Below are 15,755 nucleotides of genomic sequence, written 5' to 3' on the forward strand. Positions count from 1 at the left end.
GGATGGAGCGGCCTATGGCATATAGGCTAACCTCGTAGGCGAGCAGGATGGAGGAGTAGTCCGAATGAATTTTTTTCAACGTGCCCTGGTGTTGTCTTCTGGGGTTTTGGTGTCTCTGGGCGCGCAGGCATTGCAGATCACCAGTTTCTCGCCCCAGGGCGAAGTGGCGCGTGTGCGCCAGGTGGTGGCCAAGTTTGATACGGCGGCGGTCAATTTTGGCGACCCGAAAGCGCCCGCACCCATCAGCCTGAGTTGCAGCGATGCCAACGCCACCAAGGGCACGGCCCGCTGGACGGGCGAGCGCGAATGGGTGTTCGACTTCGAGCGCGACCTGCCGCCTGGCGTGCGCTGCACCGCCACCGTCAAGCCTGGTTTCAAATCGGCCGCTGGCGCAGAACTGACGGGCGCAAAAAGCTATCAATTCAATAGCGGTGGCCCGTTCGTGCAGACCATCCGCCCCAATACCTACCAGCAGATCGACGAAGAGCAGTTCTTCGTGCTGCAGTTCAACGGACCAGCCACCACGGCCAGCGTGCAGGCCAACGTGTGGTGTGCGGCCAAGGGCGTGGGCGAGCTCATTCCGGTGCGCATGATCGAGGGCGCGCAGCGTGCCGAGATTTTGAAGACCCTGGGCTTGGAAAAAAGCGCGGCGCAGGAGCCGCTGCAGTACGCCACGCTGGCCTGCAACCGGCGGCTTACCTCGGGCTCGCGCATGCAGGTGGTGTTTGGCAAGGGCGTGGCCACACCGAGCGGCGTGCCCAATGCGGTAGAAAAGCGCTTTGAGTTCAAGGTGCGCGAGGCGTTTGCGGCCGAGTTCTCTTGCGAGCGTGAAAACGCCCAGGCCGCCTGCCTGCCCATTCGCCCCCTCACGTTGTCCTTCAATGCCCCGGTGCCGCGCAAGCTGGCGGCGGCGATCCGCCTGAAGTCCGGCAAGGAAACACTCAAGCCCCAGATCGAGGGCGACAGTGAAGGCCCGCAGGCCGATGCGCTGGTCAATGGCGTGCAGTTCGCCGCGCCGCTGCCCGAAGACACCGCCTTCACGCTGGAGCTGCCCAAGGATTTCAAGGATGCCTCGGGCCGCACGCTGCGCAATGCCGACAGCTTCCCGCTCAAGGTCGCCACGGGTGGCATGCCGCCGCTGGCCAAGTTCGCGTCGTCGTCGTTTGGTGTCGTCGAGCGTTTTGCCGAAGGCCCTGCATCAGACAACCCGCCCGCGCTGCTGCCGGTGACGCTGCGCAACGTGGAAGCTGCCTTGCGCGTGCAGGGCCTGCAGCCCGGTACACCAGGGGCCGCCACCGCTGCGGCCCCGGCGGGCAAGGTGAGCACCCTGAAGCCCCGCACTGACGCCGAGATCATCGCGTGGTTCCACAAGGTCAAGAGCTACGACAGTTACGCCATCCGGCGTGAACAGGCGCGCCAGGATGTGACCGGCCCGCTGCCCAAGGTGCTGGACAACGAACGCGACTACGTGCAGACGCGCATGCTGTCGCTGCTGGCAGGCAAGAGCGGTGTGAAGACGCTGGATCTGCCCAAACCCGCCAGCAACGACCCCCGGCCGTTCGAGGTGGTCGGCATTCCGCTGTCGCCGGGTTTCCATGTGGTGGAGATCGCGTCGCAAAAGCTCGGAGCATCGCTGCTGGACAACCGCCATGGGGATGGCCGCACGATGTATGTGCGCACCTCGGCGCTGGTGACCAACTTGGGCGTGCACTTCAAGCTGGGCCGCGAGAACGCGATGGCCTGGGTTACCACGCTCGACAAGGGCCAGCCCGTGCAGGGCGCCACGGTGCGCGTGTCCGACTGCCGAGGCAACGAGGTGGCCAACGCCACGACCGATGTGCAAGGCCTGGCCCGCATCGAAGGCCTGTCGTCCGACCCCGTGCGCTGTGGCAGCGGTTATGACGAGGGCGATGGCGGCCGGGGCTACTTCGTGAGCGCACGCCAGAAGGGTGCTGACGGCGTGGAGGACATGGCTTTCACCTGGAGCGACTGGCAGCGTGGCATCGAGTCCTGGCGCTTCAACGTGCCCACCAGCAGCCAGCCCGAGCCTGATGAACGCGCTCACACCATCTTCGACCGCACCCTGTTCCGCGCGGGCGAGACGGTGTCGATGAAACATGTGCTGCGCACCGAAACCCGCCAGGGCTTCGGGCTGCCCGAGGAGCAGCCCGAGACCCTGGTCATCACCCATGTGGGCAGCGGCCAGCAGTTCAAGCAACCGCTGGCCTGGCGCCGAACCGCTGGCGGCGGCCTGAGCGCGCAAAGCAGCTTTGCCGTGCCGCCTGCCGCCAAACTGGGCGTGTACCAGGTGGAGTTGCGCAGCGACGCGGATCGCCACCGCCGCAGCTTCAACTCGGGTGAGTTTCGGGTGGAGGAATTCCGCCTGCCGGTGCTGGAGGGCCGCATCACGCCCGCCGACAAGAAGGCCCTGGTGCGCGTGCGCTCGGTGCCCACCGACGTGCAGATCAATTACGTGGCCGGTGGCGGTGCGGCCAACCTGCCGGTGCGTGTGTCGGCCATGGTGCGCGGCAAATATCTGCAGTACAGCGACTACGAGGCTTTCAGCTTCAGCCCGCCCCGCAAGCGCGAGCAGTCAAATGCCAGCAGCGACGACGAGGAGGCCACCGCCAGCCAGGATGCGCGTGTGATTGCCGACAAGCTGCCGCTTACGCTCAACAAGGACGGCGCGGGCAAGCTCACCATCGACAACGTGCCCCAGTCGCGCCAGCCGCAAGAGATGGTGATGGAAGCCACCTACGCCGACCCCAATGGCGAGGTGCAGACCATCCGCAGCACCCAGACGCTGTGGCCCGCCGGTGTGGTGGCGGGTGTCAAGACCGAGGGCTGGGTCTCGGCCCGCCAGAAGATCCGTTTTACGGCGCTGGCGCTGCAGCATGACGGCAAGCCCGCCGCCAACACCGCCCTGCAGGTGCAGGCGGTGGCCCGCATCACCACCACCACGCGCAAACGCATGGTGGGCGGCTTCTACAGCTACGACAACCAGACCACCACCAAGGACCTGGGCACGGTGTGCACCGGCAAGAGCGATGCGCGCGGCCTGCTGCTGTGCGAATCCAAGCTCGACGAACCCGGCGAGGTGGAACTGGTGGTGACGGCCACCGACAAGGATGGCAACACCAGCGTGGCCGCGTCGTCGGTGTGGGTCACGCGCCAGGGAGAGCTGTGGTTTGGCGGCGAGGACCATGACCGCATCGACCTGTTGCCGGAAAAGAAGAGCTACCAGAGCGGCGAGATCGCCAAGTTCCAGGTGCGCATGCCGTTCCGCTTCGCCACCGCGCTGGTGGCGGTGGAGCGCGAGGGCATCATCGACACGCAGGTGGTGCAGCTCAACGGGCAAGACCCGACCGTGAGCCTCAAGGTGCAACCCGACTGGGGCCCCAACGTGTATGTGAGCGTGTTGGCCCTGCGCGGCCGTCTGCGCGAGGTGCCCTGGTACAGCTTCTTCACCTGGGGCTTCAAAGCGCCGCGCGAGTGGTGGACGTCGTTCTGGTACGAGGGCAAGGAATACCAGGCGCCCACGGCGCTGGTGGACCTCTCCAAGCCCGCGTTCCGCCTGGGCCTGGCGGAGATCCGTGTGGGCACGCAGGCCCACCAGATCGACGTGAAGGTCGCGGCCGACAAGGACAGCTACCCCGTGCGCGGCAAGGCGCAGGTCACCATCACGGCCACGCTGCCGGGCGGCAAGCCCGCCGCCAACGCCGAGGTGGCCGTGGCCGCCGTGGACCAGGCGCTGCTGGAGCTGATGCCCAACAACAGCTGGAACCTGCTCGATGCCATGCTCCAGCGCCGCAGTTGGGGCGTGGAGACCTCCACCGCGCAGATGGAGATCATCGGTCGACGCCACTATGGCAAAAAGGCCGTGCCCGCGGGTGGCGGTGGTGGCCGCGCGCAGACGCGCGAGCTGCTCGACACGCTGCTGCTGTGGCAGCCCGCTGTTCAGCTCGACGCCAATGGCCAGGCCAAGGTCACGGTGCCGCTCAACGATGCGCTGACCACCTTCAAGATCGTGGCCGTGGCCGATGCGTCCACCGGCTTGTTCGGCACCGGCAGTACCAGCATCCGCGCCACGCAAGACCTGCAGATCATCAGCGGCCTGCCGCCGCTGGTGCGCGAGGACGACCAGTTCCGCGCGCAGCTCACGCTGCGCAACACCACCAAGGCGGCCATGAAGGTCGAGGTGGCGCCGCGCGCCACGCTGCTCGATTTGAAGCCGCAGACCGTGGACATTCCAGCCGGTGAATCGCGCGAGGTGGCCTGGAGCGTCACCGCCCCGGCGCAACTGGCGCAGACCCGCGCCGAAGCCATCCTGTGGGAGATCGAGGCGAAGGACACCGTCAGCGGCGCGCGCGATGCGCTCAAGGCGCGCCAGCGCATCATTCCGGCCGTGCCGCTCACGGTGCAGCAGGCCACGCTGGTGCAGGTGGACGGCAGCTTCAACCTGGACGTGAACCCGCCCGCCGACGCACTGCCCGGGCGGGGTGGCCTCAAGCTGGCGCTGCAGCCCAAGCTGGCCGAAGGCCTGCCCGGCGTGCGCGACTGGTGGGCGCGCTACCCGTTCATCTGCCTGGAGCAAAAGACCAGCAAGGCCGTGGGCCTGCGCGACGGCGCCCTGTGGCAGACCGTGGTGGCGCAGTTGCCCACCTACCTCGACAGCGACGGCCTGGCCAACTACTTTCCGCCGCGCGATGGCGATGTCAACCGGGGCAGCGACACGCTCACTGCCTACCTGCTGGCCGCCACGCACGAGGCCGCCAGCATCAACCCCGCGTTTGCATTGCCCGATGACGTGCGTGCCCCCATGGAGCGTGGTTTGATCGCCTTCGTCGAAGGCCGCATCGAGCGCAGCTTCTGGAGCCCGCGCAAGGACCTGGACATGCGCAAGGTGGCCGCGCTGGAGGCGCTGTCGCGCTACGGCAAGGCGCAGGGCCGCATGGTCAGCAGCATCACCATCGCGCCCAACCAGTGGCCCACGCACACGGTGATCGACTGGGTCAATATCCTCAAGCGCGTTGCCAGCGTGCCCGAGCGCGACAAGCGCCTGGCCGAGGCCATGCAGATCCTGCGCGCGCGCCTGTCGTTCCAGGGCACCAAGCTCCTGTTCAGCACCGAGCAGGACGACTACTGGTGGTGGCTGATGCAAAACGGCGATGTGAACACCGCGCGCCTGATGCTGGCCGTGATGGACGACCCCACCTGGAAGGACGACATGGGCCGCCTGGCCAACGGCTTCATCAGCCGCCAGCAGGCGGGCGCCTGGCACACCACCACGGCCAACCTGTGGGGCGGGCTGGCGCTGGAGAAGTTCAGCGCCAAGTTCGAGGCCACGCCCGTGTCCGGCACCACCAAAGCCGCCATGGGTGGCAACAACGCCAGCGTGGACTGGAGCCGGGTCGAGCGCGTGACCACGAGCGACGCGACCGGTGCCGCGCACCAGACCACCTGGTTCGGCGCGCCCGCATCACCGGGCAACCTCAAGAACAACGGCATGTTTCTGCCCTGGAGCAAGGCCGGTGGCAAGGAGGCCCTGGCGGTGACGCACCAAGGCCCTGGCAAGCCCTGGCTCACGCTGCAGTCGGTGGCTGCCATTGCGCTCAAGGCGCCGTTTGCGGCGGGTTACACCATCACCAAAACGGTGACGCCCGTGGAGCAGGCCAACAAGACGCTGCCGCCCGGCCAGTACACACGCGGCGACGTGCTGCGCGTGACGCTGGAGGTGAACGCCAGCACCGACATGACCTGGGTGGCCATCACCGACCCGATTCCGGGCGGCGCCACCATCCTGGGCAGCGGCCTGGGCCGCGATTCGGCCATTGCCACGCAGGGCGAAAAACGCAGCGGCGCGGGCTGGCCTGCGTTCGAGGAGCGCAGTTTCGAGTCCTTCCGCAGCTACTACGAATACCTGCCCAAGGGCACGGTGAAGATGGAGTACACCGTGCGCCTGAACAACGTGGGTGACTTCGCTTTGCCCCCGAGCCGGGTGGAGGCGATGTACGCGCCCGAAATGTTTGGCGAGGTGCCCAACGCGCGGGTCAAGGTGGGGCCAGGGCAGTGACGGTGTTGACTGTGCTATAATATGTATAGCTTGAAACAATTGCTGAATAAGCGCTGGTGATTGTTTTGTCAATGTATGGCCAATGCGCGGGCCATGGGGTGGCGTGTGCTGCGGGGTGCTTTTCCCCGCGCCACGTGCACGCGCCCCGCTCAGATGGCGCACCCCCTGCGGTGCCAGAATGTGTTTGTATGCCTTGCTAGGCGTGCGGGCGTGCCATCAACACAGGAGAACCGTTCCATGGCTGTGAACACCCCTTCGCCGTCGGAGGCCGCGCGCCAAGCGCCCCCGCCAACTCCCACCCCAGGCGCTAGCGCGCCGCCCCCGCGCACCACGCTGGTGCCCGCCGTTGTGGTGCCCGCGCTGCTTGTGCTGGGCGCCCTGCTCGTGTTTTGCGGGTTCTTCCCGCAGAGCGCCGAGCAACTGTTCTCAGGGGCGCAAAACTGGGTGGTGGGACACTTCGACTGGTTCTATACGGTCGCCGTGACGCTGTTCCTGGTGTTTCTGGTGATGATTGCCTTCAGCCGCTACGGCGACATTCGGCTGGGGCCCGACAACTCTGAGCCGGATTTCAGTTTTCTCTCGTGGACGGCCATGCTGTTTGCGGCGGGCATGGGCATCGGTCTCATGTACTTCGGCGTGGGCGAGCCCCTGCAGCACTACCTCAAGCCCCCCACCCAGATCGGCGGCACGCCCGCCGCCGCGCGCGAAGCGATGCAGGTCACGTTCTTCCATTGGGGCTTTCATGCCTGGGCCATCTACGGAACCATGGGGCTGGTGCTGGCGTACTTCGGGTTTCGCTACAACCTGCCGCTGACCTTGCGCTCGGGGCTGTACCCGCTGTTCAAGGAGCGCATCAACGGCCCCATCGGCCATGGCGTGGATGCGTTTGCGCTCGTCGGCACCATCGCTGGCATTGCTACTACGCTGGGCTATGGCGCCATGCAACTGGCGGCGGGCCTGCACACGCTGACGGGCTGGGACACCTCCACCTCGGCGTTCCGCATTGTCGTCATCGTGGTGGTGGTGGGGCTGGCCGGGATCTCGGCGGTGTCGGGGCTGGACAAAGGCGTGCGCCGCCTGAGCGAGTTCAATCTCACGCTGTCCTTCATCCTGCTGGGCTTCGTGATGATCGCGGGGCCCACGGTGTTCCTGTTCCAGGCGCTGAGCGAGAACATCGGCAGCTACCTGGCGGGCCTGGCCGACATGTCGTTGCGCACCTTCGCCTACGAGCCCCCGCGTGAGGACGGCTGGTTTGGCGGCTGGACCATCCTGTACTGGGCGTGGTGGATCTCCTGGTCACCCTTCGTGGGCATGTTCATCGCGCGCATCTCGCGCGGGCGCACCATCCGCCAGTTCGTGGTGGGCGTGCTGCTGGTGCCTACGGCGTTCAACCTGATCTGGATGACGGCCTTTGGTAACGGTGCGATCTGGATCGACACCCATGTGGCCCAGGGCGCGCTGGCGCAGACGGTGGGCAATGTGGATGCGCTGCTGTTCCGCTTCTTTGAATACCTGCCCCTCACCTCGGCCGTGTCGTGGCTGGCCATCGTGCTGATTTCGGTGTTCTTCATCACCTCGGCCGACTCGGGGGCCTTTGTGGTCGATGCGATTGCCTCGCGCGGCAACGCCCGCTCGCCCGTGTGGCAGCGCCTGTTCTGGGCCGCCATGCTGGGCGTGACGGCGGCGGTGCTGCTGCTGGCGGGTGGCCTCAAGGCGCTGCAGGCGATGACGCTGGTGGCGGCCCTGCCGGTCACCGCGATCATGCTGGCCCTGTGCTATGGGCTGTGGCGCGGGTTGATTGCCGACGTGGCGCATTCTTCGCAAGACCTGGCGCCTGCCACCAATTTCTGGAGCGGCCAGCACTGGCGCCGCCGCCTGGAGCAGATCGTGCATCAGCCCACGCACGACGACGTGCTGGGCTTCCTGCGTGCCACGGTGCTGCCCGCCATGCGCGACGTGGCCGGTGAGCTGCGCGAGCGCGGCCTCGACGTGGAGGTGCATGACGAGACTGCGCAGGACGGCAGCGTGCGGCTTCGTATCCCCGACCCCGCCATGCGCGACTTCGTCTATGGCGTCAAGGCCGTCCACCGGGCCGTGCCGGTGTTCATCGTGAGCGAGGCCTCGCGCGACGTGGAGCGCAGCCAGGTCACCGAGCCCATCACCTTCTTCGCGGACGGCCGCCAGGGCTACGACATCCAGTATCTGCGCCCCGAAGAAATCATCGTGGACATCCTGCGCCACTACGAGCGCTACCTTTCGCTCACGGCCGACCGCCGCACCGAGCTGCTCAACCGCGCTCCCAGCCACCCTTCACCCACGTGACGGCAACACCAGCGCCCATACAAAGGCTGCGCTTGCACTTGGTGCGGCGCGCGGCGTTGTGCGCGCTGGTATGTGCCGTGCCCGTGGCGGCCTTTGCGCTGCCCGCCTTTGACGAGGTGCGGCAGGACTTCCGGCCCTCCGACACCGTCATCCTCTCGCGCGAGGGCGAGGTGCTGCAGCGCCTGCGCACCGACAACACGGTGCGCCGGGGCCAATGGGTGCAGCTGGCCGATGTGTCGCCCGCGCTGCGCCAGGCGCTGGTGCTGAGCGAGGACAAGCGCTTTTTCGAGCACAGTGGCGTGGACTGGCGTGCCGCATCGGCCGCCGCCTGGGGCAACCTGTGGAACCAGCGCACGCGCGGCGCCAGCACCATCACCATGCAACTGGCGGGCTTGCTGGACGGCGACTGGCGCCAGGGCCCCGGTGGACGCACGGTGGTGCAAAAACTCGGCCAGACGGTGGCCGCGCAGGTGCTTGATAGGCGCTGGCGCAAGGACCAGATCCTGGAGGCGTACCTCAACCTGGTGCCGTTTCGCAGTGAGCTGGTGGGCATCGACGCCCTGAGCCGCACGCTGTTCGACAAGGCCGCCCATGGCCTGGACGACCGCGAGGCGGCAGTGGCCGCTGCGCTGGTGCGGGCGCCCAATGCCCGGCCAACGCTGGTGGCGCAGCGTGCCTGCGGGGTGTTGCGCGATATGCAGCAGGGCGGCGGGCGGGTCGATTGTGATGCGCTGGACCTGTTCACCACCGCCGCGCTGCAGCGCCGCGCGTTTGATGCGAGCGAAGGCGTGGCGCCGCACTTTGCGCGCCACCTGCTGCGCCAGCGCTACAACAAGGCGGCGGGCGACGTGGTGCCCGAGCGCGTGCAGAGCACGCTGCGCGCGCCACTGCAGCGTTTTGCGGTGCAGACCCTGCAGCAGCACCTGCGCGAGCTGCGCGGCAGCAACGTGGAAGACGGCGCGGTGCTGGTGCTCGACAACACCACGGGCACCGTGTTGGCGTGGGTGGGCTCGTCGGGGCAACTGAGCCAGGCCAGCGAGGTGGACGGCGTGCTGGCGCTGCGCCAGCCGGGCTCCACGCTCAAACCTTTTTTGTATGGGCAGGCAATTGCCGAGCGGCGGCTCACGGCAGCGTCGCTGGTGGATGACTCGTCCGCGCACATTGCTACGGCGGGGGGGCTGTACATCCCGCAGAACTACGACCGGCAGTTCAAGGGCTGGGTGTCGGTGCGCACGGCGCTGGCCGCGTCGCTCAACGTGCCGGCGGTGCGCACGCTGGTCATGGTCACGCCCGATGCGTTCCACCGCCAACTGGGCGCGGTGGGCCTGCCTTTGCGCGAAAGCGGCGACTACTTTGGCTACAGCCTGGCGCTGGGCAGCCCCGAGGTGCCGTTGTTGCACCTGACCAACGCGTTTCGCACGCTGGCCAATGGCGGGCGCCTGAGCCCGGTGGCCCTGGCAGCGCCCGCGCCGGGGCGCGTGCCCGTGTTCACCCCAGGGCTGGACCCGCGCGCGGCCTTCATCGTGGGCAGCATTTTGTCGGACGGCAATGCCCGCGCCCGCACCTTCGGCACCGACAGCGTGCTCGCCACGCGCTTTTGGACGGCGGTGAAAACCGGCACCAGCAAAGACATGCGCGACAACTGGGCCGTGGGCTGGTCCGAGCGCTACACCGTGGGCGTGTGGGTGGGCAACGCCAGCGGCGCGGCCATGCACGACGTGAGCGGCACCAGCGGCGCGGCACCCATCTGGGCGGCGGTGATGGGCTTCTTGCATGCGCGCGAGCCCAGCCGGGCACCCAAGGCGCCTGCCGGGCTGGTTCATGCCGCCGTGCGGTTTGGCCCGGCGCAGCCACAGCAGCCCGCCACCAACCCCCAGCCGCTGGAGGCCGCGCGCGACGAGTGGTTTGTGCCGGGCACGCAGCAGGCGCTGTTTGCTATGGATTCAGGAGCTGTTAGCGCTCAAGGAATAAGCGCTGGCGGCAAAAAAGGCTTAAAAAATCCTGCTTCTGGTGAAGGGGAAGCATCTTCCGGCGCCATCGCCCGCATCACCGCACCGGCGTCCGGCACCGTGATCGCGCTCGACCCAGACATCCCTCCCACGCGCCAGCGCCTGCAGTTCACCGCCACGGGCCGCCAGCTCTTGTGGCGCATGGACGGCAAGCCACTGGGCCGCGGCCCCGAGGTGGCCTGGCTGCCGTGGCCCGGCAGGCATGTGGTGCAGATCACCGACACGGCAGGGCAGGTGCTGGACGAGATCCGCATCGAGGTGCGCGGTGCGGGCGCCATCGGCCCTGGTGTTGCTCCAGCGCATTGATAGGGATCAAGCCAGGGATTGAAGGGTATTTTGCCTACATGGACGCCTTTAGCGGGTCGCCTAGAATGGTTACAAATCATTTCTATGCCGCTTTTGCGCCAGTTTTTCTCCCATCGCCTGATCTGGCTCGCTGTATTGGTCTCCCTGGGGATCGGTGCGCTGTTTGCGCGCACGATCTGGACGATCCGCAATGACCAATGGAACTACGCGGCACAGACCAACAAAAACCTGGTTCAGACCCTGGAGCAAGGGTTGGGCTGGGCGCTGGGTTCGTTTGACAAATCGCTGGAGGGTGCGGTCAGCGAGGTGAGCCGCCCCGAGGTGTGGGCCTTGCCGCCTGAACTGCGGGCCCGCGTGGTGTTCGACGACTCGCTGCACGCGCGCGGCGCGGGCAGCGTTGTGGTGCTGGACGCCAAGGGCAACATCGTTCTTGATTCAAGCTCCATCGTGCCGCGCAAGGCCAGCCTCTCTGACAGGGACTACTTCGTGGCGTTCCAGACGGGCGGGCACAAGGGCCTGTTCATTGGCAAGCCCGTGCCTTCGCGCATCACGGGCCTGAACATTCTGCCCATGTCACGCGCGTACTACCACGCAGACGGCAGCTTCGCCGGGGTCGTGGTGGGGGCGATTCACCTGAGCTATTTCAACGAGCTGTTTGGCTCGCTGGACATGGGCGCCGACAGCGGCGTGAATCTGCTTCGCAGCGACGGCACCATCATTTCGCGCTTTCCCTACGGGGATGCGGATGTGGGGAAGTCCATCGCCGAATCGCCCAACCTCGCGCGATTCCAGGGGGGCACCGATGGCTTGTTCGTGGGCAAGGGGGTGATCGACGGGGTGGAACGCCTCTACGCCTTTCGCCAGGTGGGCCAATACCCGCTGATCATCAACGTGGCCCAGTCCACCCGTACCATTTTGGCCCAGTGGTATGGCAGTGCGGTGCTGCTGGGCGGTTTTGCGCTGCTGCTGATGGCCGCCTGCCTGGGCCTGGCCGCGCTGTTCGTGCGTGAACTGGCCCTGCGCCAGAAGGTGGCCGCCCAGTTGCGTGAGGCCGAACACGACGTGCGCACCATCCTCAACAACATGCCGTCGATGATTGCCTACTGGGACGCCCAGTTGCTCAACCGGTTTGCCAACAACGCCCATTTCGACTGGTTCGGCCTTGCGCCCGAGCAACTGCGCGGCATGCACTTCAGCGAACTGGTGGGGCCCGAGCGGTATGCGCTGAACAAACCCTTTCTGGAGCGCGCGCTGCGGGGCGAGTCCCAGCTCTTCGAGAGTACCTTGCTGAACGCACATGGTGTCCGGCACCACATCATCGTCTCGTATGTGCCCGACACCGAAAGCGGCGCCGTGCGCGGCATTTTTATGCAGGCCACCGACATCACCGACCGCAAGCGCATGGAGGACGAGCTCTTCGACGAAAAGGAGCGCGTGCGCCTCACGCTGCAGTCGATCGGTGACGCCGTGGTTTGCGCGGACGCAGGGGGCCTCGTCACCTATCTGAACCCGGCGGCCGAGCGCCTGACGGGCTGGCAGGCGTTCGATGCGGCAGGGCACAACGTGGACGAGGTGGTCAGCCTGCGCAGCCCGGACAACGATGCGCTGCTGCCCAGCTCTCTGCGTGCGGCCATCGGGCGGGGCGCTGCCCTGGATGCCGTGCTCGGCGTTGTGGTGCACCGCGGCAGCGGCCAGCGGTTCCAGGTGGAGGAAACCGCCAGCCCCATCACCGACCGACATGGCTCCGTCAACGGTGCGGTCGCCGTGCTGCGCGATGTGACCGAAGCCATGGCCATGACCGAACGCATGGCGCACCTGGCGCAATACGACGCGCTGACCGACCTGCCCAACCGCGTGCTGCTGCACGACCGCGCGCAACTGGCCATCGCACAGGCCCGGCGCGACGGCAAATCGCTGGCCGTGATGTACCTGGACCTGGACGGATTCAAGGAAGTCAACGACCGCCTGGGCCATGACGTGGGCGACGTGTTGCTGGTGCAGTTTGCCCAGCGCCTGAAGGCGGCCGTGCGCGCGTCGGACACCGTGTGCCGCCAGGGCGGCGACGAGTTTGTGGTGCTGTTGCCGGGCCTGGAGGGGGCCGAGCCCGCCTGCAGCGTGGCGCGCAAGATCCTCGCGTCGTGTGATGCGCCTTTTGAGCTGGCGGGCCAGCCCTTGCGGGTGGGGCTCAGCGGCGGCATCGCGCTGTTCCCGCAGCATGGCGACACGTTTGACGCGCTCTCGCGCCACGCCGACAGCGCCATGTACGCAGCCAAGCGCGGCGGCCGCATGCGCTTCATGCTCTACCAGGGGCCAGATACCGAACCCGAGGCCGTGCTGGCCGACCCGGTCGTGGACGCCGCCGGGTAGGCCGCGCGTGGAAGGCGGTGTTCTGGTTGCTTCTAAATTGATAGCTATTAGCGCTTGTGTATAAAGCGCTAGAGCCGAATTTTGTTCAATGGTTTGCTGACCCGCTAGGGCGCAGAGTGGTGCTCCAGTTAGAAATTTGTTGCAATTCGGCCCCAATAATTTTGATGGCCGTGGCACAGGCAACTGCCTAACATCCAGGGCAGTGCTTAGTGCTTTTTTGCTTGGCAACCCGCAACCCTTTTTTTCAGCTTCTGGAGCGTCCGCGTGCCCAACCTGTCCAAAATAACCTCCATCGAAGACCTGCGTGTCATCGCCCAGCGCCGCGTGCCGCGCATGTTCTATGACTACGCCGATTCAGGCTCGTACACCGAGAGCACCTACCGCGCCAACGAAACCGACTTCCAAAACATCAAGCTGCGCCAGCGCGTGGCTGTGAACATGGAAGGCCGCAGCACGCGCACCACCATGATCGGCCAGGACGTGGCCATGCCCGTGGCCATTGCGCCCACGGGCCTCACCGGCATGCAGCATGCCGACGGCGAGATCCTGGGCGCCAAGGCGGCCAAGGCCTTCGGCATTCCGTTCACGCTGTCGACCATGAGCATCTGCTCCATCGAAGACGTGGCCGAGCACACCGGCCGCCACCCGTTCTGGTTCCAGCTCTACGTGATGCGCGACCGCGACTTCATCGAACGCCTGATCGACCGCGCCAAGGCGGCCAACTGCTCGGCGCTGCAGCTCACGCTCGATTTGCAGGTGCTGGGCCAGCGCCACAAGGACATCAAGAACGGCCTCTCGGCCCCGCCCAAGCCCACCATCGCCAACATGATCAACCTGGCCACCAAACCCCGCTGGTGCCTGGGCATGCTGGGCACGCCGCGCCGTAGCTTTGGCAACATCGTGGGCCATGCCAAGGGGGTGGGCGATTTGTCTTCGCTCTCGTCCTGGACGGCTGAGCAGTTCGACCCGAAGCTCAACTGGGGCGACGTGGAATGGATCAAGAAGCGCTGGGGCGGCAAGCTGATCTTGAAGGGCATCATGGATGCCGAGGACGCGCGCCTGGCCGTCAACAGCGGCGCGGATGCGCTCATCGTGAGCAACCACGGCGGCCGTCAATTGGACGGCGCGCCTTCGTCCATCGCTGCGCTGCCCGGCATTGCCGAGGTTGTGGGCAAGGGCATTGAGGTGTGGATGGACGGCGGCATCCGCAGCGGGCAGGACGTGCTCAAGGCCCGTGCCCTGGGTGCACGCGGCACGCTCATCGGCCGCAGCTTCCTCTACGGCCTGGGCGCCCACGGCGAAGCCGGTGTCACCCGTGCCCTGGAAATCATCCAGAAAGAGCTGGACATCACCATGGCGTTCTGCGGCCACACCAGCATCGACGCGGTGGACCGCCGCATTCTGCTGCCGGGCACGTATCCCGTCGCGTTGTGATTACCGGGCGTTGGCAGCCGGGAGCGAGCGCTTGAGTGTGGCCAGGTAGGCCACCACGTCCTCGCGGTCTTGTTCGGCGTCCAGGTAGTAGTCCATGCCCTGGCCGGGAATCAAGGCTTCGGGATTGGTCAGCCAGGCCTTGAGCGTGGCGCGTGTCCACAGGATCTTGCTGGCGCGCAGCGCGGGTGAATAGTCAAAGTCCTTGAGCGCCCCCGCGCGCCGGCCCACCACGCCCCGGTGGGCCGGGCCGTCGCCATGCTGGTCGGCACTGTGGCAACTGCTGCAGTGGGCGGCATACACTGCGCGGCCACGTTCCACCGATTGGGCCTGCGCTGCGCCGCCAGCGGCCCACAGCAGGGCGGTCAGGAGAAGAGGGAGGGCCCGTCGCAACAACAACGGCCAGGGCGTCGGCAGTCTGCGTGCATGCGCCGCGCAGGGGGTCAAAAAATCAGGGGTCATCGGCAGGGCTTTCTTTTCTTGGCCATCACGGCAGTACGGCCCAGTCAGCGTTCTGGATTCAGCCGCGCTGCGCGGCCTTTCTTTGTTTTGTTGCGCAGCGTGCCTGCCGGGTGAATCCAATCGCCCCGCTGTGGCGTATTCACTCACAGAAGATGCCATGACACCGTGAACCCAAACCCATCCCACACAATGTGGCGCATGACCACCCTCCACCCAGACCGTGAATTGATGGACCTCCTAGACCGCATTGCTGCGCAGGATGACTCCGCGCTGAAAAGACTGTACGAGCGCACCTCGCCGCAGCTTTTTGGTCTGGCCCTGCGCATCGTGCGCAACCGTGATGCGGCCGAGGATGTGCTGCAGGAGGCGTTTTTGACCATCTGGCGCGGCGCGGGAAGCTACCGCGCATCGCTGAGCCCGCCCATGGCCTGGATGGGCCTCATCGTGCGCAGCAGGGCGCTGGATGCGTTGCGCAAGCGCAGCAGCGACCGGGCAGACCTCATGAACGAGCTGGACGACGAGATGGCCCAGACGCTGGAGGGCGGCTCGCCCAACCCCATGGATACGGCCGATGCCAGCGAGCAGGCCTTTGCCCTGCACCACTGCCTGGGCAAGCTCGACAACAAGCAGCGCGAGGTGGTGAGCCTGGCCTATCTGCGTGATCAGAGCCATGGCGAGCTGGCCGAGCAGCTCAAGCTGCCGCTGGGCACCGTCAAGACCTGGATTCGCCGGGGGCTGGAGCAGCTGCGCAACTGCATGGCGCGGTACGCCTGAGCACGCAAGGG

Annotated in this window: 7 protein-coding genes; 6 read left to right on the plus strand and 1 reads right to left on the minus strand. The window is 66.6% G+C overall.

What is annotated here, in order from left to right:
- Positions 1-64: 64 nt before the first annotated feature.
- The 5 genes from Q0105_RS06040 (at position 65) to Q0105_RS06060 (ending at position 14,511) form a co-directional block, all read left to right on the plus strand.
- On the plus strand, positions 65-6,073 hold the full coding sequence (locus tag Q0105_RS06040; protein WP_298209793.1) for an Ig-like domain-containing alpha-2-macroglobulin family protein: 6,009 nt from the start codon (positions 65-67) through the stop codon (positions 6,071-6,073).
- Between the two features lie 237 nt (positions 6,074-6,310).
- Positions 6,311-8,395 carry a BCCT family transporter gene (locus Q0105_RS06045; protein WP_298209796.1) on the plus strand — a complete coding sequence of 695 codons (2,085 nt, stop codon included), beginning with the start codon at positions 6,311-6,313 and terminating at the stop codon, positions 8,393-8,395.
- Between the two features lie 41 nt (positions 8,396-8,436).
- Positions 8,437-10,710, plus strand: a complete 2,274-nt coding sequence (gene pbpC, locus Q0105_RS06050) for a penicillin-binding protein 1C (RefSeq protein WP_298209839.1) — start codon at positions 8,437-8,439, stop codon at positions 10,708-10,710.
- Positions 10,711-10,794: 84 nt separating this feature from the next.
- The gene (locus Q0105_RS06055) at positions 10,795-13,077 is read left to right on the plus strand and encodes a diguanylate cyclase (protein WP_298209798.1); all 2,283 of its coding nucleotides are present in this window, start codon (positions 10,795-10,797) and stop codon (positions 13,075-13,077) included.
- A 264-nt stretch (positions 13,078-13,341) separates the two neighbouring features.
- Entirely contained in the window at positions 13,342-14,511 is a 1,170-nt protein-coding gene (locus Q0105_RS06060; protein ID WP_298209800.1) for an alpha-hydroxy acid oxidase, read from the plus strand.
- Here the strand turns inward: Q0105_RS06060 and Q0105_RS06065 are convergent, their stop codons facing one another.
- Entirely contained in the window at positions 14,512-14,970 is a 459-nt protein-coding gene (locus Q0105_RS06065; RefSeq protein WP_298209803.1) for a c-type cytochrome, read from the minus strand.
- Positions 14,971-15,168: 198 nt separating this feature from the next.
- On the opposite strand from Q0105_RS06065, the gene Q0105_RS06070 reads away from it, so the two are divergent.
- The gene (locus Q0105_RS06070; protein WP_298209805.1) at positions 15,169-15,744 is read left to right on the plus strand and encodes a sigma-70 family RNA polymerase sigma factor; all 576 of its coding nucleotides are present in this window, start codon (positions 15,169-15,171) and stop codon (positions 15,742-15,744) included.
- Positions 15,745-15,755: the final 11 nt, after the last annotated feature.

Origin of the sequence: Acidovorax sp. (genome assembly GCF_027492855.1) — a bacterium.
In the GTDB taxonomy this organism is placed as follows: domain Bacteria; phylum Pseudomonadota; class Gammaproteobacteria; order Burkholderiales; family Burkholderiaceae_C; genus Acidovorax.